The organism is Sneathiella sp. (assembly GCF_002694385.1).
In the GTDB taxonomy this organism is placed as follows: Bacteria; Pseudomonadota; Alphaproteobacteria; order Sneathiellales; family Sneathiellaceae; genus Sneathiella.
Genome location: NZ_NZMB01000019.1, coordinates 19,704 through 42,272, shown reverse-complemented (window position 1 = coordinate 42,272; position 22,569 = coordinate 19,704). Strand labels below are relative to the sequence as shown.

18 protein-coding genes and 3 pseudogenes are annotated in these 22,569 nt (G+C 55.3%); 10 read left to right on the top strand and 11 right to left on the bottom strand.

Going from position 1 to position 22,569, the window contains the following annotated elements; all coding sequences use genetic code 11:
* Positions 1-76: 76 nt before the first annotated feature.
* The 3 genes from CMN55_RS13280 to CMN55_RS13270 all read right to left on the bottom strand — a co-directional run bounded on the left by CMN55_RS13280 (position 77) and on the right by CMN55_RS13270 (position 4,178).
* Complete coding sequence (locus tag CMN55_RS13280; RefSeq protein WP_293950295.1) at positions 77-1,186, bottom strand: DUF2336 domain-containing protein; 1,110 nt, start codon at positions 1,184-1,186, stop codon at positions 77-79.
* Between the two features lie 166 nt (positions 1,187-1,352).
* A complete protein-coding gene (locus CMN55_RS13275) occupies positions 1,353-2,969 on the bottom strand; it encodes a PAS domain-containing sensor histidine kinase (RefSeq protein ID WP_293950294.1) in 1,617 nt (538 codons plus the stop codon).
* A gap of 57 nt (positions 2,970-3,026) precedes the next feature.
* Positions 3,027-4,178, bottom strand: a complete 1,152-nt coding sequence (locus tag CMN55_RS13270; RefSeq protein WP_293950293.1) for a DUF2336 domain-containing protein — start codon at positions 4,176-4,178, stop codon at positions 3,027-3,029.
* A 226-nt stretch (positions 4,179-4,404) separates the two neighbouring features.
* On the opposite strand from CMN55_RS13270, the pseudogene CMN55_RS17290 reads away from it, so the two are divergent.
* Positions 4,405-5,175, top strand: a pseudogene (locus CMN55_RS17290) (MarR family winged helix-turn-helix transcriptional regulator).
* 969 nt (positions 5,176-6,144) lie between these two features.
* On the opposite strand, the gene CMN55_RS17285 reads toward CMN55_RS17290, so the two are convergent.
* Together CMN55_RS17285 and CMN55_RS13265 are read right to left on the bottom strand one after the other, a co-directional pair.
* Positions 6,145-6,309: a rod-binding protein gene (locus tag CMN55_RS17285; RefSeq protein ID WP_366932067.1), complete on the bottom strand. Its 165-nt coding sequence runs from the start codon at positions 6,307-6,309 to the stop codon at positions 6,145-6,147.
* Between the two features lie 140 nt (positions 6,310-6,449).
* Positions 6,450-7,613 (bottom strand): annotated as a pseudogene (locus CMN55_RS13265) (flagellar basal body P-ring protein FlgI).
* A gap of 234 nt (positions 7,614-7,847) precedes the next feature.
* On the opposite strand from CMN55_RS13265, the pseudogene CMN55_RS17280 reads away from it, so the two are divergent.
* A pseudogene (locus tag CMN55_RS17280) lies at positions 7,848-8,273 on the top strand (flagellar assembly protein FliX).
* 185 nt (positions 8,274-8,458) lie between these two features.
* Entirely contained in the window at positions 8,459-8,875 is a 417-nt protein-coding gene (gene dksA / locus CMN55_RS13260) for an RNA polymerase-binding protein DksA (RefSeq protein ID WP_366932065.1), read from the top strand.
* A gap of 51 nt (positions 8,876-8,926) precedes the next feature.
* Here dksA and flgH read toward each other — a convergent pair whose 3' ends face one another.
* From flgH to flgF, 4 genes are all read right to left on the bottom strand, one after another.
* Positions 8,927-9,649, bottom strand: coding sequence for a flagellar basal body L-ring protein FlgH (flgH, locus tag CMN55_RS13255; protein ID WP_459253668.1), 723 nt, complete (start codon positions 9,647-9,649; stop codon positions 8,927-8,929).
* A gap of 60 nt (positions 9,650-9,709) precedes the next feature.
* The gene (gene flgA, locus CMN55_RS17465) at positions 9,710-10,273 is read right to left on the bottom strand and encodes a flagellar basal body P-ring formation chaperone FlgA (protein ID WP_459253667.1); all 564 of its coding nucleotides are present in this window, start codon (positions 10,271-10,273) and stop codon (positions 9,710-9,712) included.
* A 422-nt stretch (positions 10,274-10,695) separates the two neighbouring features.
* Positions 10,696-11,484 carry a flagellar basal-body rod protein FlgG gene (gene flgG, locus CMN55_RS13245; RefSeq protein WP_293950289.1) on the bottom strand — a complete coding sequence of 263 codons (789 nt, stop codon included), beginning with the start codon at positions 11,482-11,484 and terminating at the stop codon, positions 10,696-10,698.
* Positions 11,485-11,501: 17 nt separating this feature from the next.
* Entirely contained in the window at positions 11,502-12,224 is a 723-nt protein-coding gene (gene flgF / locus CMN55_RS13240; protein ID WP_293950288.1) for a flagellar basal-body rod protein FlgF, read from the bottom strand.
* Between the two features lie 335 nt (positions 12,225-12,559).
* Here flgF and CMN55_RS13235 point away from each other — a divergent pair, with 335 nt between their 5' ends.
* The 7 genes from CMN55_RS13235 to CMN55_RS13205 all read left to right on the top strand — a co-directional run bounded on the left by CMN55_RS13235 (position 12,560) and on the right by CMN55_RS13205 (position 20,721).
* Positions 12,560-13,081, top strand: a complete 522-nt coding sequence (locus CMN55_RS13235; protein WP_293950287.1) for a flagellar basal body-associated FliL family protein — start codon at positions 12,560-12,562, stop codon at positions 13,079-13,081.
* Positions 13,082-13,088: 7 nt separating this feature from the next.
* Positions 13,089-14,192: a flagellar motor switch protein FliM gene (gene fliM, locus CMN55_RS13230; protein WP_293950286.1), complete on the top strand. Its 1,104-nt coding sequence runs from the start codon at positions 13,089-13,091 to the stop codon at positions 14,190-14,192.
* 4 nt (positions 14,193-14,196) lie between these two features.
* Entirely contained in the window at positions 14,197-14,682 is a 486-nt protein-coding gene (locus CMN55_RS13225) for a DUF6468 domain-containing protein (RefSeq protein WP_293950285.1), read from the top strand.
* A 13-nt stretch (positions 14,683-14,695) separates the two neighbouring features.
* A complete protein-coding gene (locus CMN55_RS13220; protein ID WP_293950284.1) occupies positions 14,696-15,403 on the top strand; it encodes a MotE family protein in 708 nt (235 codons plus the stop codon).
* A 155-nt stretch (positions 15,404-15,558) separates the two neighbouring features.
* The gene (locus tag CMN55_RS13215; RefSeq protein ID WP_293950283.1) at positions 15,559-16,272 is read left to right on the top strand and encodes a hypothetical protein; all 714 of its coding nucleotides are present in this window, start codon (positions 15,559-15,561) and stop codon (positions 16,270-16,272) included.
* Positions 16,269-16,982 carry an OmpA/MotB family protein gene (locus tag CMN55_RS13210; RefSeq protein ID WP_293950282.1) on the top strand — a complete coding sequence of 238 codons (714 nt, stop codon included), beginning with the start codon at positions 16,269-16,271 and terminating at the stop codon, positions 16,980-16,982. The genes CMN55_RS13215 and CMN55_RS13210 overlap by 4 nt, the downstream gene beginning before the upstream one ends.
* Before the next feature lie 10 nt (positions 16,983-16,992).
* Positions 16,993-20,721: a hypothetical protein gene (locus CMN55_RS13205; RefSeq protein ID WP_293950281.1), complete on the top strand. Its 3,729-nt coding sequence runs from the start codon at positions 16,993-16,995 to the stop codon at positions 20,719-20,721.
* Here the strand turns inward: CMN55_RS13205 and CMN55_RS13200 are convergent.
* On the bottom strand, positions 20,715-21,710 hold the full coding sequence (locus tag CMN55_RS13200) for a threonine ammonia-lyase (protein ID WP_293950280.1): 996 nt from the start codon (positions 21,708-21,710) through the stop codon (positions 20,715-20,717). The two genes, CMN55_RS13205 and CMN55_RS13200, sit on opposite strands and share 7 nt — an antisense overlap.
* On the bottom strand, positions 21,694-22,554 hold the full coding sequence (locus tag CMN55_RS13195; protein WP_293950279.1) for an alpha/beta fold hydrolase: 861 nt from the start codon (positions 22,552-22,554) through the stop codon (positions 21,694-21,696). Before CMN55_RS13195 ends, CMN55_RS13200 begins: the two co-directional genes overlap by 17 nt.
* Positions 22,555-22,569 lie beyond the last annotated feature (15 nt).

Sequence of the window (22,569 nt, the reverse complement as noted above, 5' to 3'; positions counted from 1 at the left end):
GCAGAAGGCGCCCCTTTGCATTCAAAATATATCTTTATCCATGATTTGCAAGCAGTGAGGCGGGAGGGGATGACGCTCAGGTTTCCGCGTAGCGGATCTTTCCGGCGATGAATTCGGCATTTTGCAGTGCGATTGTCACCGCTTCTGCCGTCAGCAGATCATAAAATTCGAGCGGCGCTGGCGTGATGATCGAGGCGGGGGTTGCGCTCTCCGCCCTGATGGAGACGGTCAAATCATGGATATTCTTGTAAATGACCCGGTCGATTTCCAGGCGGCGGCAGGCGACGGCCAGAACTTCGGGGTTATCCGTATAGATGATCTGACGTACAATGGTGATGTCCATATCGAGCAGCCGGGCGAAAGCAAATTCGAATAGATCGACTTCTCCCTGTTGCAGAGATTTGATCATAAAACGCGGTGACAGCTCGCCGGAGCGATGCAGCTTTTCGACCAGTCGGGCGGAAGGATCATTCTCCATGGTAATTGCGCTGATCGTTGTCTCCCGGTCCTGTAGTTCCATTTCCAAGAGCCGGGCATCAACCTCGAAATTCTGGCAGATGAACTCCCTAAGCGACATGGAAACCCAGCGGTACATTTTCTCGGCGATCTCCTTGGGCAGGAACGGGCGTTCGAGCAGCGGGCGTTGATATTCGGGAATATACTCGGACTGTTCACCGAGATATTCCAGCATCATCAAAGGCATTTGCGCGGAATGGTTCATCAACAGCGTCACTGCGACATCCGTCTCTCCACTCTCGCAGAGGGCGGTGCAGACGGTTTCTTCAAGGTTATCCCGCGCCGCGATGGCAAGGCGATGCTGCCGTGAGCGATGCTTGACAATATCCAGCAGGTCATGTTCTTCAAGCAGGCCGCAATCGCGCAGGATCGGCAGCGCAACCTCAATCTCGTCATTGGCGAGAAACAGCATCAGGCTTTTTGGTACATCGGTGCGGGCAGCCAGTTTTTTCGCAAAGTTGGCGCGGATGGATCTTTCCACATCGGCAGTGATGCGGCAGATGATATCGGCCATGATTTCCTTCTCGGACAAAGAGAAGGTCTGTTGATCGTCATTCAAAAAGTGGCCGATGCGATTATAGAGAAATTCTCTTTGCTCACGGGAATTGGTTCCGGCCAGCCCGGCCAGTCTTTTGATTTCAAGAATATTTTCCTGCCGGGCGGCATTCATAAGCAAGCAATCCAGGAATTGGAAAATCTTGGCGTAAATCTTGCGCGTTATTGTTTAAGATATTCTTAAATACAGGCAGGTGGCTTTCGGTGAAGCGCGTCCCCTTGATCTGTCACTCTGTCGGTATGCGTGGTTTTTGCGGCTCCGATCTTGGGCAACGCCGTCTCTATTGTGCGATTGGCAGGCGGATCTTGAAACGGCTGCCTTCGGAGAGGCTGCTTTTCACCGTGATATTGCCGCCCATCAGCCGGGCCAGTTTGAGCGACAGGGTGAGCCCAAGTCCAACGCCGTCGGCGTTGCGGTTATAGATGCCTTCATGAGCCTGTTTGAATGCCTCAAAAATCTTTTCCTGATCCTCTTCAGCAATGCCGGGGCCGGTATCCCACACAGTGATATCAACGAAGCTGTCATCAATCAGCTCATATTCCAGCCCGATTGTGCCGCCGCGGGGGGTGAATTTCACGGCATTGCCGATGATATTGACGAGGATTTGCAGACAGCGTGTCGGATCGACGGCCAGCTGGATATCCTCCTGGATGCGCATGCCGATCATATCGAGATTTTTCTCTCGCGCATGACCCTGCACCAGCACATAGGCATCCGCCACCATGCCGGCGAGCGGAGTGGGGACAATCTCAATCGGGATTTTGTCGCTTTCGATCCGGGCAATATCAAGGATATCTTCGATCAGGCTGAGCAGATGCTTGCCGGAATTAAGAATATCACCGACATATTCGCGGTATTTGTCATTGAGCGGGCCGAATGTTTCAAGGCCGATTACCTCGGCAAACCCGATGACCGCATTGAGAGGCGTGCGTAGCTCATGGCTCATATTGGCAAGGAAGGTATCCTTTGCCCGCGCTGATTCCAGCGCTTTCTTTGCCGTCATTTCGAGCTGCATGTTTTTCTTGGTGATTTCATGCACGGCCCGTTCCAGATCGGCCTTCGAAGATAAGGCTTCATCTTCCGCAAGCAGGCGGGCGGTGATGTCATCGCTGGTCCCGCGATAGCCGGTGAAGCGACCCCGTTCGTTGAAGACGGGAACGCCGGACATGTTGAAAATCTTGTAGTTTCCATCCGTATCCTGAATTTCCAGGGGAACAGAGCGGAAAGGCACATGTTGCGTCATGGCCGCCTCGGCCTTGTTGCTGCCGTTGGCTTCGGGCTTGAAAACCCCGAGTTCGGCAAGGCGTTTGCCTTTCAGCAGCATCGGCGGCGCGCCCAGCGCCTGTACTACCCGGTCGGAAACGAAGGTGAGATTGCCATCGGCGTCGGTTTCCCAGATCCAGTCGGATGCCGCACGGGTGATATCCAGAAAACGGCGTTTCTCCTCCTTCAGCCGGACTTCCGCATTGACCTGCCGGGTGGAGTTGATGAAGCTGCCGCAAATCGAAATAAGCTGCCCATCCTCATCAAAAATGGGGAAATGGCGGGACAGGAAATATTCCGTCTGCTTGTTGGAGCGAAGGGCGAGTTGTCGTGTTTCAGTTTCCCCGGTTTCGGCAATGCGGCGGACAATTTCGAGGTGATCCTGCGGCAGGGACGGGAGGATTTTGTCTTCCACCCTGAGGGCCGATCCGGGGCGGAAATGATCGCGATATCCGCTGTTGGTATAAATAACGCTGCCGTCGGGGCGGGCCATATACATCGGCGGGGCCTGTTCAAAAACGGCATCAAAAAATTCCCGGCTGACGATCCCCTGAACAGGAGGAAATTCCGAGCCGCCTGTCTGTTTCAGATCCGAATGAAGCGAAACCACGCTTCCTTGCCCCCGTTCCGTCATTCATTTATCCCATGCGCTGCCGCATGTTCCCCATACTGAATTACGCTACTCCCCAACTCATAGATACACCCGGTCTTCGTCTAGATCTGTGTCGAGTTTTTCTATGGTTTCAAGATAATCCCGCTCCAATTGCCAGAAGCGTAATGTCATCTTGGCACTCTTCGGAGAAAGTTTATCATAAAATTTCATAATAATCTCAATTTCTTCCGGCTTAGTTGTATTTTTTCCCTTGCCGCGGCCCGGCAGGCTGCGGGTGAGGAGATAGACGGTGGTGAAGGCGGCGCGGCTGAAGTCCAGCGCTTTGAGAATAACCAGCAGAGCCTCGGGATTGGGATCAAACAGAAACCGGCTGATTTTCAGGTAATGGAGACCGGAGAGTTCGGCGAGACCAAGAATGAATAACCGTATCTGCCGGCTGCGCAATGACTGGACAAGAAATTTTTCATTGAGTTCATTGCGTTTGGCGAGTTCGCGGATCAGCGTATCGGCGCTGGAGCTTTTCGGTGCGACATCATGGCGATATTCAGTTTTTGTTGCGCTGACGATCCGTTCGTTGAGCTCCAGTTCGTCAATTTCGAAATGTTCAAGAATATGGCGCCGCAATGCAGCGGACACCCACCAGAACATCTTGTGGGCGAGATCGGCGGGAATATCGTGACGGGCGATGAGGGGTTCCTGAAAACGGTCGATGCGGCGGGATTCCTCGACCAGATACTCCATGCTCTTACGGGAAATCTTGGCATCCCCATTTTCGATAAGCTGGGAAATGACATCTTCGTCGCCATGGCTGATGAGCAGATCGCTGATGGTCGGGTTCACGTCGTCCCGTTCGGCAATAGCGAGGAGATGTTCCTTGCTGCGATTCTGGATAATCTCTATCAGGTCCGGCTCGGCGAGGCGGCGGCTCTTGAACAGAATAGGGCGCGCGACCGCGATCTCGTCATTGGCGAGCAGGGTGATCAGCCCGTGCGGCACATCGGGCATATCCGCAAGCTCTTCCGCAAGATTCTGCCGGATGGTGCTTTCGATGTCGGAAAGCAGTTTGCCCAGAATGCCGAGGACGAGCGAGTGCTCCTGCTCACTCATGCGTTCCTCTTCTTTCAGGAACAGATCGGTGATATTGCCGAGAAGATGACGGCGGCCGCGATTGCTGCTGTCTCGCGACAGCGCCACCAAACGTTTCAGCTCTTCATCCTGACTGTCTGTCATCTTCTTTCCGTCATTCCGATATCCATCGGGCAGGCTGTTATGGCCGCGATCGCCGGTTGCAGGCGGCAGCCTTATGCATGCCCGACCGTGTTGCGGCGCCGCAAATGNTNTCCGCAAGTCGATCCCGACACCCGAAGATGCGGCAGCGACATTAAATTCCCGTTAATTTACGNTGGGAAATTCTCTGCCCTATATGGCCATGCAATCATAAAATTGCCGCGAATTNATGGCCATTTTACATGTCCCCGGCCCGGAGGAAAGCNGNGAATGCCGNGATTNCGGNAAAAAAGAAAGAGTTTTCANAGGATTTATGACGATATCGCCGATTGTTCGCGAAGAATTTTTGATATTTTACATTTCGTTAAGATTGTCCGGNCAGAATAGGGCGAAAATTCAGAAATTCATTTTTCANAAACCCATTACCGGTNAAGCCCAAGGAAAAAATGTGACTGAAGATTATCATGAACTCACCCGATTGATNGAGCGGTTGCATCGGCGATTTCTCGATGTGCTCAGAACCGAGCTCGCGCTGATGGAAATNACNGACATCAATGCNGTNCAGGCNTTGCTGCTCGCCAANATCGGCGAGGAGGAGATNAATGTTCGCGAACTCATGTCGCGCGGTTATTATCAGGGCTCNAATGCGTCCTATAATCTNAAGAAACTCGTTGAAATGGGCTATCTTATTCAGGAGAAATCTGACCGAGATCGCCGNGCGACCATGATCCGATTGTCTGAAAAAGGNNTGGACATGGTTGAAAAGATGAATTTTCTGGAGCAGAAGCAGGCCAACCTGCTGGCGCGATCCAACCCGGCGCCNGACATTGCGGAAACCCGCAAGCATCTCCGCCAGATTGAACGGATCTGGACTGANTATATCCAGTATGGGACGCAATANNCGCGNGAGCGNTGNCNNNCGANCTGTTTTATTANCTCTTATCCCCTGATCTGCNGCTGNGTTTGTCNGCNGCGGGNCGGAGTTCNCGGTCGNCGTTAANANTTTGTTAATAATTTTTCTCTATCGTTGNTTCTNGCGGTACGCCGCGCGATATCTGGTCAAGACNTTGTAGAGGAGAGGAGTTGCGTTATGGACGTGACCCCGTATGCNAGAAATGACANNCNGACTGGNGCCTCGGGAACGGTCAGTCGACCGGCNCATGGCGAAGTCGTGAAATCCTTCAACAAGGGCATTGCCGGAAANTCGGAACAGGGGGCTGTCGTCGCGGATCCTGTCGAACGTGCCGAAGCGGCCATCGGCGGGCTGTTTGCAGACCCTCGCTATCCGACGGCNCGGTTTTCTATCGACCGGGATGANGAAAGCGGCCGTTATGTCTACCGGCTGATTGATCGCGANACCCGCGAAGTTCTCAANCANTTCCCCGGNGACTATGTCNTGCGCCGCGTGGCCTANTANCGCGAATTGCAAGGCCTGGCGGTCAACAGCGAAGTCTGACGGCCGCATTCTTTCACCTATTCTTCTCAAATCACCTGATTGATGGCAATCGCCCCGTTNACGGCGCGCATGTTGCGGCTGGCGAGNGGGTTGGCGACTGAGGCNCGNGCNGTATAGCCACTCGGCGGNGCTTTNTTCTTGGCAATTTCATCGGCCACCGCCTTGACNAANCCTTCGGTCACGGTCCGGGCGGTTGAAAGCTTGCGGAAATGNCNGTCNAGCGTGACATGGAAATCCTGGCTGACATTCTTCAGCCGGTCGATGTCNGCNTTCGCAAAGGNCTTNTAGGCGGCGGGATTGCGCTTGATCAGCATCATTTGCTGNTTNTATGTGGCGATCAGGCGTGTNTTNTCGTTCAGCATTGCCTTGAANCCGGCGGCATCGCCTGTTTCNAGNAGGCTGTTTTCCTGTTCCANAATNTCACCGAGNCGGGAAATCATCCCGCTCAAGACGTCGGGGCTCATCAGCCGGGGNGGTGTTTCCGGGGGGGTCGGCAGTTGTGCGTCTGTCATCTCAAACCTCCTGCATTGCCAGCATTTCGCGATAGACGGCATCGGCNATGCCAATACCNTTGTTGCGNCTCATGGAGCGNGCATATTCATCATTGAGCATGGAGCGGAACATCTTCTCGGANTCNCCNCCGCCGAACATNCCGTCNGGNTCCAGCCCTGANGACATGGAATTAAGAAACTGGCTGAGGAAGAAGGCTTCGAATTCCAGCGCCGCCTTGCGAAGATGCGCNTCATTCTCCGGANCGGCTTTACGACCGGAACCCTCCGTCCCGGCGGCAAATTTTGGTAATATTGATTGGATATCGGTCATNACATNAGCTCGATTTCTGCCTGCAGGGCGCCGGCCGCCTTGATCGCCTGAAGGATGGAGATCATGTCGCGCGGCCCGATGCCGAGCGCATTCANCCCATCCACCAGATCCTGNAGNCGCACGCCTTCNTTCAGGATGGTCAGTTTTTTCTCGCCATCATCATCAACCTCGACATTGGTGCGNGGAACGACGACAGTCTCNCCNCCTTCGGAGAAGGGAGCCGGTTGCGAGACCTGCGGGGTNTCGGTGATCCGNACNGTCAGGTTNCCTTGNGCGATGGCGACGGTNTCGACNCGCACCTCGCTGCCAATGACAATAATTCCNGATTGNTCGTCNATGACAACGCGGGCGNTCTGGTCCGGNTTGACGGGAAGCTGTTCNATATCNGCNANCANNTCGANCATATTNTNGCGNTTNCTGCCCTGTAGGTTGAGTACGACCGTGGACGGNTCGTTNGGNTCGGCGATGGGNCGGCCGATATANNTGTTGATGGCCGTGGCGATCCGGCGCGACGTGGTNAGGTCGGGGTTGCGCAGNGAAATACGCAGNCTGGTCATGCTNGCAAGATCGAAACCNAGCTCNCGCTCGACAATGGCGCCATTGACGATNCGNGCNGTNGTCGGNACNCCGCGGGTAATGGATTCGGCCGCNCCCCCGGCTGAGAAACCGGCGACNGTCAGCGTACCTTGCGCAACCGCATAAGCNTCNCCATCCGCNGCCATCAGCGGGGTGACAACCAATGTGCCCCCCATCAGGTTGGTGGCATCACCGAGGGAGCTGACAACAACGTCNATTTTTGTGCCCTGGCGCTGAAAGGGCGGCAGTGTCGCGGTCACAACGACGGCGGCGACNTTNTTCGTTTTCAGCGTGTCGTCGCTNGTATTGACGCCGAGACGCTCCAGCATGGACNTCAGGCTCTGTTCGGTAAAGGGAGAATTCCGGAGGGANTCTCCAGTCCCGTTCAGCCCGACCACGAGGCCGTANCCGACCAGGATATTGTCGCGAATGCCNTCAAAATCGGCNATGTCCTTAACGCGNGAGGTNGCATTGGCGGCATCAAACGACCAGAAAAANCAGCCAAGTGCAATNATNAGCGTTGCNACAGGNCGCANGCGCGCTTTGGAGAAGAAGGCAATTTGCCGGGCAATATTCAGGNCCATCCGTCAGTTCCGTTGTCTGGAGACTAAAAATTTTTAATTTCATTTATGAGAATGCGAAATTCATGCCANTTTTGTNTTATCNATAACATATTGATTTTATTNNAGTATGTNGTNATANNGCGAGAAAAANGCGNTGTCAGGCGGCAATATCTTCCCCCTTGACCGGGAAGGAATGTCCCCCGACAATGTGCGACGGAATAANTGTCACGCATCAGCAGGGGAAGCGGTTCCANTATGAAAGTGGGCGGACCAGGGCGAACCGGCGCCACATCCGGNAGCAAGTCCGGAAAGTCTGCGGGCAAGTCCGGCGCGAAATTCACGCTGGANAATGATGCNGTNGANTCTGCNGCATCNGGNGGCGTTGCGTCATCNTCNCCCATCAGNTCAATNGAGGCGCTGGTCNCGCTGCAGGGAATAGANGGGGACGAACAACCCCGGCGCGGNNATCGTGACGCGNNACNGAANGGGGAGGAATTGCTCGAAAAGCTTGANGCGATCCGGGGCGGTCTCCTCTCCGGNGGCCTGACNGTTGACAANCTGAAGGANNTGCAGANCNCCTTGTCGGGTTATGNGNCAGAGGCCGANGACCCCCGTCTGCGCGANATTGTCCGCGAGATNGANGTGCGNGCCGCTGTCGANCTGGCGAAATACGGCTATTAGGCCGAATTGCCTTATCTTTATGCATTTTTCCGGNATTTNNTTCGGATNNNANGCATCCTCNNATAAATATGTTCGGCANATGCATTAGTTTGTTGCTAANGACNGCATGATCTTATATTTATGTCCGTCCATTTTTATGGANGATCGTNTCACNGCACTTNAGANTTGGGAGCTNGAGTCGCTTAATGAACGTTCAAATTCCTGATGACTACAGGCCGTCNGAGGACGAGCCGTTCATGAACCCGCGGCAGCAGGCTTACTTNCGGGCGAANCTGATGAAATGGCGCAGTGAAATCCTTGCGGATGCGCATCAGACNATNGCCAGCCTTCAGGAAGAAACGGTGAAGGAGCCGGATATTGCNGATCGGGCCTCGACNGAGTCGGAACGGGCNCTGGAACTTCGCACNCGCGACCGTCAGCGCAAGCTGATCGGNAAAATTGATGCNGCGTTGCGTCGGCTCGACGAAGGAGANTATGGNTANTGTGTCGAGACCGGAGAGCCAATTTCGCTGAAACGGCTGGAGGCGCGCCCNGTTGCGACGCTGAGCCTGGAAGCGCAGGAACGCCATGAACGGCGCGAACGCAGCTATCGCGACGATTGAAATAAAAAAGCCGACCTGAAAANGTCGGCTTTTTTGTTGAATANCNNCCCCTTAGAAGGGGAAGATAATGTCGAAAAGCTGCTGGCCATAACGNGCCTGCTGNACGTCGGTCAANTGGCCGCGNCCGCCATAGGCGATGCGTGCTTCGGCAATCTTGGANGACTGGATNGTGTTGCCNGAGGTGATGTCTTCCGGCCGGACGACGCCGGTAATGGACAGATCGCGGCTTTCAAAATTNACCCGCATTTCCTGACGCCCGACNATCACCATATTGCCGTTCGGCANAATCTGGGTGACGATGGCGGCAATNTCCATNTTGATGCTTTCCTGCCGNTTGACGGCGCCGGAGCCACTGACGCTNTGATCGCTGCCAAGATCGACNAGNCCGCTNGCGCTNGTNCCTTCGGGCAGCACTTTCGTNACCTGCGTTTCAAGCCCNANCANCCCGGCAAAACCGGCATTNTCNCTGCTNGTCCGGCTGGTATCNGTNGAGTTGTTGAGCATGGCCTTGTCCTCGATTTTCACGAGAACGGTCAGAATATCGCCGACCTGGTTAGCCCGCTGATCCTTGAAGAAGGCCTTGGAGCCNGGCCGCCANAGCGAATTCGCCTGTTGCAGGGCNGGTTCCGGGCGCGGCATGGGCAGGGAGACCGGCTGATAACCCTGAGNGGTTACCGGATTGTCGATGGGGGAGAGGGGCGGCTCGGACCCGATATTGGCNATGCGGGTCAGGGCGTTGCAGGCTGAAAGGCTGACGGCGAGGGCGCCCAGCATCAGAATTCGGGAGAGGGGTTTAAANGTCGAAGTCATGGATATTTCCTTCAATTCTGATGATTATTCGGCNGCGGCAAGCTGCGGCTGNCGGGTGATAATACGCACTTCCTGCGGACCGATCACTTCAGCCTGTATGGTTTTGCGGCTGGCGATGTTTTCCACACGGATCACGTCGCCATCGCCCCCGGCCTCCAGCGTCCGCCCGGAAACGGAGAGATACATGCCGCCCTGCTCAAGAATGACGGAGACGAGCTTCCCTTTTGCCACCATCACCGGATCGCCGAGATTGCGCATATTCACCGGCTGGCCGGAACGGATGCCCCGCCGCGGGCTTTTGCCGATCAGGAGGCTGGCATCGGTGACGACCTGACGGCCGAGTGTGCTGGTCCGTTCTGCGATATAGTCAATATCGTTTTCCTGTATTTCTTCCCCGGCGGATTTGAAGCGTTTCAAGACTGGCACCAGGGTCTGCTCATGCACCTGACCGGTAAGGCGGATGCGATGGCCTCTGTCCGCATGGGCCGGGGCAACAAGTTCGGCGACGAACTGCCCATTCGCCCGATTGACAAAGAGATTTTCGACCGAAACGGTTTGCGGCAGGTTCGCGGCTATCTGGATCTGCATATTCTGCATCCCGAGGTTCATTTCGAACTGTTCCACCCCGAGTTTATGTTCAAGAGCTGTGCGCAACTCGTCAATGACAAGCTGCTGCGGGATGATAATGCCGAGGCGCCGCACAGCAATGCGACGGACCGGGGTGGCAGGGCGCCAATCAAGACCGTGGGAATTCAGGAAGCGGGCGACGGAGATCGCCTTGAAGACAGTTGTCTCGCCGGGTGCAGGGGACGGGGCGACCACCAGATCCGCCTTTTCACCGGCGCCGGTGAATATATCGCCAAGGGTGATCTGCTCTGCCTCCACCGTTATATCGGAACGGAGAGTCACATTGTCCGTGGCAAAGGCTGCTCCGGGGGCGGTGAGGGCGATCATCAGGGTGAACAGGAGGGCGATATATTTCATGACTGCGTCTTTCATTCTAGAAAGTTTTACCGGCCGAGCTGGTTGGTAACCGACATCATCTCGTCGGCGGCGGTGATGGTTTTCGAACACATTTCATAGGCGCGCTGGGCGCTGATGAGCTGGGTGATTTCCTGCACCGCATTCACATTGGACATTTCGAGGTACCCCTGTCGCAAGGTGCCAAAGCCGGTGGAGCCGGGAACGCCGATGGTTGGCGCACCGGAGGCGGTGCTTTCCTTATACAGGCTGTCACCAAGGGGTTGCAGTCCGCCTTCATTGAAGAAGATGGCAAGATCAAGCTGACCGACCGTCTGTAATTCCACCTGTCCGTCAATTTCGACTTGTACTTCGCCGCTCGGATTGATGGTGACGCTGATGGCGTCCTGCGGAATGGTGATGCTGGGGATAACCGTGAAACCGTCCTGGGTCACAATCTCGCCGGTCGGGCTGAGCTGGAACGATCCGGCGCGGGTATAGGCTTCCTCGCCACTCGGCAGCAGAACACGATAATACCCTTCGCCCTGAATGGCCATGTCATAGGTGTTGCCGGTGGATTCAAGGCCGCCCTGATCTGTAATGCGATAAACGGAGGCGGTCTTTACCCCGACACCGATCTGGATACCGGCGGGAACAATGGTGCCCGCATCCGAAGAGGCGGCGCCGGCCCGCTCCATATCCTGATAGAGAAGGTCCTGAAATTCCGCCCGCTGGCGCTTGAAAGCGGTGGTTGTCATGTTGGCGATATTGTTGGAAATTACATCAACATTAAGCTGCTGGGCCAACATGCCGGTGGCGGCGATACCAAGTGCGCGCATTATCCTGTTCCTTTTGCTTACTGTAGCGTTGGCATTTCTTCGATTGTCTTGATTTGCAGCTCATGCTCGGAATTGAGAAGCTGCTGCGCGGTCTGGTAGGCGCGCATGACATCAATCATGGAGGTCATTTCGAGGATCGAATTGACATTGGATTTTTCCAGCGTCCGTTCCAGAATGCGGGCCTCCGCCGCGGCCTGGGGCCGGAATGCGCCGGCGTCATAAAGGCCATTGCCGACCTGCTTCAGAACCTGCGGATTATCGAAGCTGACAAGCGTGATCTTCTGTGTCTGGCCGGGGCCCGTCGTAATGGTGCCGTCCGGAGCGATATTCAGTTCCTGGAACTGGACATCGACCATGATCTTGCGATTGTTTTCATCGAGCAGCGGCTGGTTGGCGGAAGAGATGATATAACCGTCCGGATCCAGCCGGAAGCTGCCATTACGGGTGTAGCGAACGCCCTGGTCAGTCTCAATGGAGAAATACCCCTCGCCGCTGATGGCGAGGTCGAGCGGGCGGCCCGTATGGGTGAATTCGCCCTCACGCAGGTCGCGATAGCTGCCGTAATCCTGCACGAAGGATACCGCCTTGTGGTTCATCGGCCGGATCAGGAATTCCTCAAACAGCGGATGCTCTGCCTTGAAAGCGGTCGTATTGACATTGGCGAGATTGTTCGCGGTCATGTCGAGACGCCGTTTTAGCGCGACCTGCTGTGACAATCCGATAAAAACTGCATTCTTCATATCTCTGCCCTTCTGGCACAAATTGATCTGCCATCTTATACGCAAGCAGCGTGCCAGAAAAATAATTCATTTAAATCAATGTATTGTCGGTTTTCTGGTGGGGAAATGGAAGCATTCCGGCACGCAAAATTGACCGCAGGCGGCAATTTTTTCCCATCTTGAGGCGGACCAGTTGCGTTTTGTCATGACAAATTTTGAAGAGTTAAGGGATAGGACGGCGAAAAAATGCGTTTTCATATAAAAGATATTAACAATCTCAACTTCTTGTTAACCAAAGACGCCTACTCTTGGGCCAAATGTCCAGTGTGAGACCATCAAAAGCGCAAGGGTAGAGAATGGTTGACCAGATTGATGAGGAAGGGCCGGACGCCGAACAGGGCGAGTCCGGGGCCAGGAAAAAGAAACTGAGCGGCAAGGTTCTGGTTCTTTTCATTCTGTTGCCATTGTTGATGATTGGTGGCGGTGTGGGCGGTGCTTATTTTGCCGGGCTGTTCGACAGCCCCGAGCCCACAGAAGAAGAACTGGCGGCGCAGGCGGCCGAGCAGAACAAGAAAGTGGTTTTCTATGACCTGCCGGAAATGCTGGTCAATCTCAATTCCGGAAGTTCGGCGAGCAGTTTTCTCAAGCTTGGAGTCTCGCTGGAGCTGGCGGATGCGGCCGTTGTGCCGGACCTGGAATTGCTGATCCCGCGCATCATGGATAATTTTCAGGTCTATTTGCGCGAGCTGCGCAAGGAAGATTTAAACGGATCGCAAGGGATCTTTCGTCTCAAGGAAGAATTGTTGATGCGCATCAATAACGCGGCAAGCCCGGTCCGGGTCAATGACGTGTTGTTCAAGGAAATGCTGGTGCAGTAGGGAAGTCATGGCTGATCTGGACGACGAAATGGATATGGCGGCGGCGATGGCTGCCGAAGCTGCCGGAGACGGAGCCGAAGACGATATGGCCGCGGCCATGGCGGCGATGGAAGAGGATGGTGAGGACGCCCCTGCCGCCGTTTCCGGACATAGCACCCGCGTTCTCAACCAGGACGAAATCGATAGCCTGCTCGGCTTCGATATGGAAGGGGAGAACGGCGCAGATAATTCCGGCATCAAGGCGATTATCAACTCGGCGCTGGTCAATTATGAACGCCTGCCGATGCTGGAGGTGGTGTTCGACCGGCTGGTCCGCATGATGACGACCTCGCTGCGAAATTTCACCTCCGATAATGTGGAGGTGAGTCTTGATAATATTACCTCCATTCGTTTCGGCGATTATCTCAATTCCATTCCGCTGCCTGCCATCCTCAGTGTTTTCCGCGCTGAGGAATGGGATAATTTTGGCCTGATCATGGTGGAAAGCTCGCTGATCTACTCCATCGTCGATGTGCTGCTCGGCGGGCGTCGGGGGACAGCGGCGATGCGGATCGAAGGGCGTCCCTATACGACCATCGAACGTAATCTGGTAGAGCGAATGATTTCCGTTGTTCTCAATGACATGACGGCGGCATTTGAACCGCTGAGCCCGGTTACCTTCCGGCATGAACGGATCGAGACCAACCCGCGCTTTGCGACCATTGCGCGTCCGGCCAATGCGGCGATCCTGATCAAGCTCAGAATTGACATGGAAGACCGCGGTGGCCGTCTTGAAATGCTGCTTCCTTACGCAACGCTGGAACCGGTGCGCGAGCTTCTGTTGCAGATGTTCATGGGTGAGAAATTCGGCCGCGACAGCATCTGGGAAAACCATCTGGCAACCGAATTATGGTCCACGGATGTTGATATTCAGGCGGTTCTCGATGAGAAGCAGATGTCATTGAAAGATGTTCTCAATCTTGAAGTTGGCGATACGATTATGTTTAACGCATCGCCCGCCAGCCCGACCGTACTGCGGTGCGGCGGGATTTCCATGGTGTCGGGGAAAATGGGCCGTTCAGGACAGAATATTGCCGTGAAGGTCGACAAATCACTGCGAACGCTGGGGTAGGAAAATGTTTGACACGATCCCTCTTGATTTTTTCATGAACCTGTTTCTGGTGGCGCTGCTTCTGGCAACCATCGGCTATTGCGCAGTTCTGAACCGGCGGCTTGCCAATATGCGTGATGCCCATGCGGAGCTGCGTAAGCTGACGGAGGAATTCGACAAGGCGCTGGTGCGGTCGAAAGCGGGGGTGGATGAACTTAAATCCCTGGCGGCTACGACGGGGAAACAGTTCCGGAGCGAGATCAGCCAGGCACAGGAACTGATCGAGGAATTGCAGCTTATCAATGCCTCCAGCACGCGTATTGCCGACCGGTTGCAGCAGGGAGTGGAAAAAACGAGCCGTCGCAGTGTCACCGGTGTTTATGATGACGATCCTGCCGGGCTGTTCGATGAAGAGGATGATCTGGCCACGGGGCATTCGACTCCGGCGCCGAAAAAATTCCGTACGGATGCGGAAAAGGAACTTTTTGAAATGCTGACGAAAGCGACATGAGACAGGCCCTCAGATGATGAAACATATTCGTATTCTGCCGGTGACGGTTATTGCGCTGGCGCTGATATTCGGGATCAAGCTGACGGCTGTCTGGAGCGATGCCCAGGGCGTTCTTTTTGATGTCAAGGTTGCCGAAGTACAGGCGAGTGAGAAGGCCGCGGCCAGTGAACCGGAGGCGGAGCAGACAAAACCGGCGGCAGCGAAGGCGGCCGGAGAAAACGCCCCGGCGCCGAGTGAACTTCCACGTGAAGACGTTGTTGCGTCCAATGATCCCGCCGCCGCGCCACAGCCGCAATTCACCAAAAGCGAGGTCGAGGTGCTGGAACGTCTCGCACAACGCCGCACCGAGCTGGACCGCCGCTCGGAAGCGCTGGACATGCGCGATAATCTGCTGAAGGCAACCGAATCCCGGATTGACGAGAAAATCGCCAAGCTTCGGGAAATGGAAGAAACCCTGAACGGCCTGCTCCGGCTTCATGATGAGGAAAAGAAGGCGCAGATGCAGAGCCTCGTCAAGATTTACGAGAGGATGAAGCCGAAAGATGCGGCGCGGATTTTCAACGATCTCGAGATGGAAATCCTGATAGATGTTGCCAGTAACATCAAGGAATCAAAGATGGCACCAATCCTGGCCGAGATGAACAGCAGCCGGGCCAACAAACTGACGGTGGAGCTCGCCACGCGGCGCGCACTGCCGGGCGAAGAGGGCGGTAAAAGCTGACCTTCTGCCGCCTTTTCGATGGCGCATCACGTTCCTGTAAAATATGCACGGCATGTGCGGGGGTTTACGTCCGATTAACCATTACCGGGTAATATTTGCCTGGTAATGGATGCGCCAAATGCGGGCGTAGATAATTTGACGGGCGGGTGCTTCGGGTGACCGATACGGAAAACGGCAGACAGACGGAAATCTTTATGGTCGAACCGGCATTGCATCCGGCGCGCCCCAAGGATACGACGAGCATCATTTTCGTCTCCCTTTATCTGCTGCTGTTGGCCTTTTTCATCTTTCTGCATTCTATTTCCGTTTTCAGGGAAGAGCGGGTGCGATCCGTTCTCGGCAGTGTTGAAATCGCTTTTCAGGGGCTGTCACGGGACACGCCGGCAGAGCGGCAGAAAAAGCTGACGGGGGAAGAGCAGGGCACACAGGCCTTTCACGCCAAACTGAAAAATGTTTTTGAAACGGCGATGCCCCTGGTGGAATCGCGAAAGACGGAGGGTGGCACACGGCTGCAATTCACGGCCTCCCTGAATGATCTCTTTTCAGGAGAGAGTTTAACGCCGCGCGGCAGTCTAGATACATTCCTTGCAGATGTCTCCGCCGCGCTTATAGACCGCAACCGCAATCTTTCGACGGATATGGAAATTATGATCGGAACAGGCGGCACTCTGCCTGATCCCGGCGATGCCGACCCTAACCTCGCCGCGCAGCGCCTGAATGCATTGGTGTGGTTGTTTCTGCAAAAGGGGGTTGCTGCGCGTAATCTTTCCATTGGCATGGAAGCGGGGGACGCGGGCCTTGTGCATTTCAGCTTTTTCCCGCGCAAAGATCTGGGTTTCCAGTTCCGTCCGGATGGGGACAGGCCATGAATTTTCTATTTCCCCAACAGAACAATGGTCAAGACGGCAGCAATATCTGGCTGACTTCTCTTGCCGATTTGCTGGCTCTGTTGCTGGCCTTTTTTGTGCTGCTTTTTTCCATGAGCGAGATCAAGGTGGATCGCTGGCAGACGGTGAGCGAAACCTTCGGCAACAAAATGAGCGATATTACGGATCTGGTGACCCGCACCGGGGAAGCCGAACGTAATATGTCCATGATTAATGAACCGAAGGCGATGAACCTTTCGTATCTGGAGCATATTCTGAACGGCAAGAAGGCACAGAGTCCACTGCTTGCAGATGTGGAAATTTTTAAGACAGATGGGCGGCTGGTGATTTCACTCGCCGGGCGGGACTTCTTTAAATCCGGCACGGACAAGGAAGGGCAGGACGTTGCTGAAATTATCCGGATGATCGGAACGACCCTTCAGCATATCAGCAACCGGGTTGAAGTTTTCGGCCACACCGACCCCGATCCTATTACATCGCCGGATGGCCGCTATCCGGATAACTGGGCGCTGTCGCTGGCGCGGGCGCTGTCGGTTGCCAATGAACTGAAACTGGCGGGGTATACCCGGCCGATCCGGGCGTTCGGTATGGCGGATTCCCGCTTTGGCGAGCTCGCATTCGTCGATAACAGGGATAGAAAATATGCATTGGCGCGACGCGTGGATATCATCGTCAGCGCGGCAGAGGGATGAGGGATTGTATATGAACCGCGTATCTGGTTTCACTTTCAGGCAGCGGACGGGACAGCTTCTTCTGCTCGTCCTGCTGACAGCCGTCTTTCTGCTGTCCGAAGCTCTGGCAGCATCGCCGGTTCGTGTTTCGGCGAGTGAAAAAGGGAGCAGCGGACAGATCTTGTTTGACTGGGGCCGAACTCAGGAATTCAGCACCGAAATAGAGGAGGGGTATCTCTATATCCGCTTTGCTGAACCGTTCGAGGCCGATCTCCAGCCCGCGTCCCGGGTGCTTGGCCACCTGATCGGTCGTGGAGAGGTGATGGAAGGCAACCAGTCTGTTCGTTTCCCTCTTAAAGGAGAGGTGTCTCTCTCCTCGCGTCGGCAAGGCAATATAATTATTGTCGAGCTGAACAAGATGCGGGTCAGCGAGAAACAGGATGGAAAGTCAGATAAAGCTGTTGCCGTAAAAGAGAATGCGGCGGCCATTCCGGTCACTTTGCGCGTAGGGGATCACAAAGGGTTCAGCCGTCTGGTGTTTGACTGGCCGAATGCCAATACACCCTATCAAAGCCGCGTGAAGGACAATAGGCTGGAAATTACCTTTGACGCGCGGGCCCGGATCAATCTGGCGCCGATCAATGATGATCCGTTGGCCTTTGCCCGCTCCGCTGCTCTGGAAACGGTAGGAGACAAGACCCGCATTTCCATTGCTCTGGCGCCCGGCAGTGAAGCGAGCGACTTTCGCAATGACAACAGCATTGTCTTCGATGTTCGTAAAAGCGCGAGTGGCAAGATACAGGAAAAATCAGAACCAAAGCCAAAAGCTGAGGTCGTAACGGAAAAATCTGAACCGGCATCTGTGCCTCCTGCCCAGGCGGCAGTGAAGCTCGCGTCCACGCCGGACCCGAAGGCAGAGGCGAGTATTTCAGATGGCGCGGTGGAAGAGGGAAAGAAATCTCTGCCCGCGATTGAGTTGCCAGCCGTCAGGACGGCAGGCAAGAGCCCGACCGCGGCGGCGCCCGCACGCCCGGAAAATAACCAACATGACAGCGACGTTACCGTAGATACGCCCCGCGTTGCAGAAGCATCGCCGCCAACCAACATACTGACGGGTGCAAATGCGGCTGTGAGCGATACTCAGCGTCCGCGCGAGGCACATGGTTTCGAGATGATGTCTCCGGTTTCCAGCTCGGCTATTGTCCCCATCGGCCCGACGATCGTGCTTGATCCACCGAAGGAACAAGCGGCGACGCCTGTCGCAGAACCGCCCCGCGAAACGCTGGCCGAAACGGTACCGCAGGAAAGCGGCCCGATCATGACCCTTGCTCCGATCATGCTGACGCCGAAGGCGGAGAAAATCACAGAGGGACCAAACATGACGGTCCGGATTGCCAATTTGAAAGATGGTTTTCGCCTGATCTTCCCATGGCAGGAGCCTGCCGCCATGGCCATGTTTGAGGTGAATGACGCCTATTGGGTAGTATTTGACCGTCCGGCGCAGCTGGATTTCAGCAATTTGTCCGGCCCCTACAAATTCCTTGTTCCCAGTGCCCGGCAGCTTGATCAGGCTGGGGGTACGCTGTTGCGTTTTGATTTTCGCGAAGGATATGCGCCCAAGGTCACGCGCCGCGGAAACGAATGGCATGCGGATTTTACGGTGGATGCGAAGCCTGCCGTGGCCCATCCGCTTGGTGTCCAGACGGAAGGCATTTCTGCTTCCCGCTTCCGCGCCTTTATTCCGGCCGTTAACAGCGCAGGCGAATTTCGTTTCACCGATCCGGGCAGCGGGGAGGAGATTATTGCCCTGCCGCTGGCCGATCCCGGTCAGGGCATTCAGGAAGCGCGTGTTTTTAACAGTATCAGCATTCTGCCAACGGTTCAGGGCATTGCCCTTATATCCGCGGCGACGGATGTCCGCATTGGCCATGAAATGAACGGTGTCGCGGTGACAGCGGTTTCCAGCGATTTTGCCCGTCCGCAGGAGCCGAAGGAAGTGGCGCGGAAACCGGGAGAGGAAATCTATCCGACGCCGGTGATCCAACAGGCGCGCGTTGTCCGGCTCGATGAATGGCGACAAGTCAGTCCGGTTCTGTTTACAAAGCGCCGTCAGGAGTTGCAGCAGGCATTGGCGAATGCGCCCAAAGAGGACAGGCGAGAGGTGCAGGAGGAACTGGCCCGTTTCTTCGTGGCGCAGAAATACCATGCTGAGGCGCTGGGCGTTCTTGCGGAAATGCAGCGCCGCTATCCGGCGATTGAAAAGGACAGAGAGTTCCGCCTGCTGAACGGTTTGGCTGAACTTGGCATGCATCATTACGAGAGTGCCGGAAAATATCTGTTTGACAGGGACTTTGATGGCGATGTGGAGGTTGCGCCGTTTCGTGGCATGATTGCTGCCGGGCAGGGCAACTGGGAGCGCGCCGCACAGGAGCTGAATTACGCCGCCCCGGCCTTTGAAGTGCAAGGCCGGGAATGGGCCGATCACTTCCATTTGTTACAGGCCCGGGCGGCCCTTGAGAATGTTGATGTCAACCTGGCCCGTGAGGTGCTCGCTCAGGTGAAGTCGCCCACCGTTACATCGCAACAGGCGGATAAGGCGTATCTTGAAGGTCTCCATGCCATGCAGCTTAGCGATTATCCGACGGCGGCGGCAAAATTTGATGAGGCGATCCGCGCCGGCTATCGCCCGATCAGCGAACAGGCCCGCTTCCAGAAGGTTAATGTTGCGCTGATGTCAAAGGCAATGACGCCTCAGCAGGCGATTGTCGAACTTGAAAAGCTTGATTTCGCCTGGCGTGGCGATGCGCTGGAGGTGGATTTGCAAAAACGCCTCGGCGATCTTTATGTCGCCACAGGAGAAATCGACAAAGGGCTTGAAACATATAAGCGAATTGTCCGTTATTTCCCGGAGTCGCCCTATGCGCGGGATCTGGGCCGTAAGATGAATGATCTGTTCGCCGAACTGTTTCTGGAAGGGGGCGCTGACAAGATGCCTCCCATCAAGGCGCTGGCGATTTATTATCAGTATCGCGAGCTGACGCCGGTGGGTGAGCGGGGAGACAGGATGATCCAGACCCTTGCCGACCGGTTGACCCGTGTCGATCTGCTGGAACAGGCCGCCCAACTTCTGGAACATCAGGTAAATTTCCGCCTGAAGGGGGAAGACAAGGCCCATGCCGGTACCAAGCTTGCCATTGTACAACTCTGGAACGGCAAGCCGGATGCGGCGCTCCGGGCGCTTTACGACACACGCTGGCGTCTGCTGTCGCCAGAGGAAAAGCGCGAACGGCTCTATCTGGAAGCGCAGGCGCAGACCGGGCTTGAAAATTATGGCGAGGCACTTGCCCTGATCAATCATGATAACAGCGTCGATGCAGACGAATTGCGCGCGGAAATCTACTGGAAATCCCGCGACTGGGCGAAAGCCATTCCGGCCATTGAAAAAATGATTGGCACGGGAGGCGGCGGCGTTGGCGCCGATCCCGGCCGCCTTGATCGGCAGCGTATCATGCAGATCGCAGTTGCCTTGAACCTCGCCGATGACAAGCCGGGCCTTATGCGGTTGCGCCAGCGCTATAATGATAAAATGGCAGGATCGCCCGATCAGGCGGCCTTTGACCTGATTACGGAACAGAAAAACCCGAATGAGACCGATTTCCGCCAGCGTGCAACGCTGATTGCACAGGTGGGGCAGCTTGAAAATTTCATGACGGGCTATCGCGAGAAACTGGAAAATGGAGAGTTCTGGGCGACTTACTGATCTCTCTCTTTCAGGGTGTCGCTGTATAGGTCCGGATCTACATTTCCGCCGGATGCAATGGCAACGACCGTCTTGCCGGTGATATCGACTTTCCCGGTTAGAAGCGCCGCCAGTGCAACGGCACCGCCTGGTTCGATCACGCATTTGAAATAGTGAAATGCGGCGCGCACCGCCGCTTTTGTCTCGTCATCTGAAACGACAAGCCCGCCTTTCAGCAGGCTTCGGTTGATTTCGAATGTCATCTCCCCCGGAATGGGCGTAACGATCGCGTCACAGATGCTTTTGTGGCCTCCTTCATTGGCAATGCGCTTGCCGGCCTTGAGAGAACGGCTTGTATCCTCGAAAAATTCAGGCTCCGCCGTATAGATATCCGTCTGTTTGGAGAGCTCATTGAGAGCAAGGGCGGTGCCCGCCACCAACCCGCCGCCACCCGCCGGAGCAACGCAGATATCGGCCTTGATATTGTGCGTGCTCAACTGTTCCGCTACCTCTATGCCGACAGTGCCCTGACCCGAAATGACGAAGAAGTTATCATAAGGTTTTATAAGGGTAAGGTTCTCCGCCCGGGCAATTTTCTCGCCGATTTCCTCTCTCACTTCGGTGTAGCGATTGAAGGTGATGACCGTCGCGCCATAGCCGCGCGTGTTGGCAAGCTTGATCTTGGGGGAATCCTCCGGCATCAGGATGGTGGCCGGAATGCCCAGCATTTTTGCGGCAAGCGCCACTCCTTGCGCATGATTGCCACTGGAATAGGCGATCACGCCCGCCGCTTGTTGCGCAGACGTGAGACGGGCGAGGGCATTATAGGCGCCGCGAAACTTGAAGGAGCCTGTATGCTGCAAAGTCTCGCATTTTAGGAACAGTCGCGCGCCTAGCTTTTCGTTAAGCGCATATGATTCCAGTAGGGGTGTCCGCACCACGACAGGATGCAACAGATCGGCCGCTTCACGAACCGACTCATAAGTCGGGAGGTTATCGAATTCCGGCAATGAAGGGATCCATCTTTTCAAGGGCGGCAGGTTCATCAAGCAACGGCACATGACCGCGATTTTCAAGCAGTACAGCCTGCATCTTCGGGTTTTCCTGCTGCATCCGGGCGAATACCTCAGCACTCAGCACATCGGAGAGGGCGCCGCGTATGGCGAGCAGGGGAATGTCGTCAAGCGCCCTGAAAAAGGGCCAGAGGTCAACTTGCTCCCCTTTACCGAACTGCTCCGCCAGTGCCTTGCCAAGGGCGAGATCATAATTCAGGCGGTAATTTCTTGCTGTTTCGTCAAATGTATATGTATTGCCCGCAACTTTTTGCCAGCCCGCCGCATCAAGATCAGGATACGCGCCAATATAGCTTTCCCTGTGCTGGGAAGCACAGGCTTCCGGTGTTGGAAAGCGAACATCCTTGCCGACATATTCGAGGATACGATTGCCGCCAGACTGGTCGACCTCCGGACCCACATCATTGAGAATAGCTCCTGCAATGAACTGCTTTGCAAGGCCCGCAAGGGCCATGATCAGCAAACCGCCGAGGGACGTGCCGACGAACAGGGCGCGGGAGATGTTCTTCTGCGTCAGGAATGCGTAAATATCGCCAAGATAGACTTGCGGATTATAATTGCTGTAGCTGGCGTCATAATCGGATTTGCCGCGGCCGCGATAGTCAAGGGCATAAACCTTCCGGGTTTTTGAATAGCGCAGGGCGAAATCGTGAAAATCGCCCGAATTTCGGGTAAGGCCGGAAAGGCAGACAAGGGGGCAGGCCTCTTCCTCCGTTCCATATTCTCTGTAATACAGATTAAGCCCGTCCGGAGATGTATAGAAATGTTCACTGAATGTCATGTAATGGAAGCCTTC

Excerpts from the sequence above, each read along its gene's own strand:
- fliM (WP_293950286.1), top strand. The coding sequence starts at position 13,089 with ATGGCTGATCTGGACGACGAAATGGATATGGCGGCGGCGATGGCTGCC.
- flgG (WP_293950289.1), bottom strand. The coding sequence starts at position 11,484 with ATGCGCGCACTTGGTATCGCCGCCACCGGCATGTTGGCCCAGCAGCTT.
- CMN55_RS13280 (WP_293950295.1), bottom strand. The coding sequence starts at position 1,186 with ATGAATGCCGCCCGGCAGGAAAATATTCTTGAAATCAAAAGACTGGCC.
- flgF (WP_293950288.1), bottom strand. The coding sequence starts at position 12,224 with ATGAAGAATGCAGTTTTTATCGGATTGTCACAGCAGGTCGCGCTAAAA.
- CMN55_RS13195 (WP_293950279.1), bottom strand. The coding sequence starts at position 22,554 with ATGACATTCAGTGAACATTTCTATACATCTCCGGACGGGCTTAATCTG.
- CMN55_RS13270 (WP_293950293.1), bottom strand. The coding sequence starts at position 4,178 with ATGACAGACAGTCAGGATGAAGAGCTGAAACGTTTGGTGGCGCTGTCG.
- CMN55_RS13225 (WP_293950285.1), top strand. The coding sequence starts at position 14,197 with ATGTTTGACACGATCCCTCTTGATTTTTTCATGAACCTGTTTCTGGTG.
- CMN55_RS13205 (WP_293950281.1), top strand. The coding sequence starts at position 16,993 with ATGAACCGCGTATCTGGTTTCACTTTCAGGCAGCGGACGGGACAGCTT.
- CMN55_RS13275 (WP_293950294.1), bottom strand. The coding sequence starts at position 2,969 with ATGACGGAACGGGGGCAAGGAAGCGTGGTTTCGCTTCATTCGGATCTG.
- CMN55_RS13235 (WP_293950287.1), top strand. The coding sequence starts at position 12,560 with ATGGTTGACCAGATTGATGAGGAAGGGCCGGACGCCGAACAGGGCGAG.
- CMN55_RS13210 (WP_293950282.1), top strand. The coding sequence starts at position 16,269 with ATGAATTTTCTATTTCCCCAACAGAACAATGGTCAAGACGGCAGCAAT.
- CMN55_RS13220 (WP_293950284.1), top strand. The coding sequence starts at position 14,696 with ATGATGAAACATATTCGTATTCTGCCGGTGACGGTTATTGCGCTGGCG.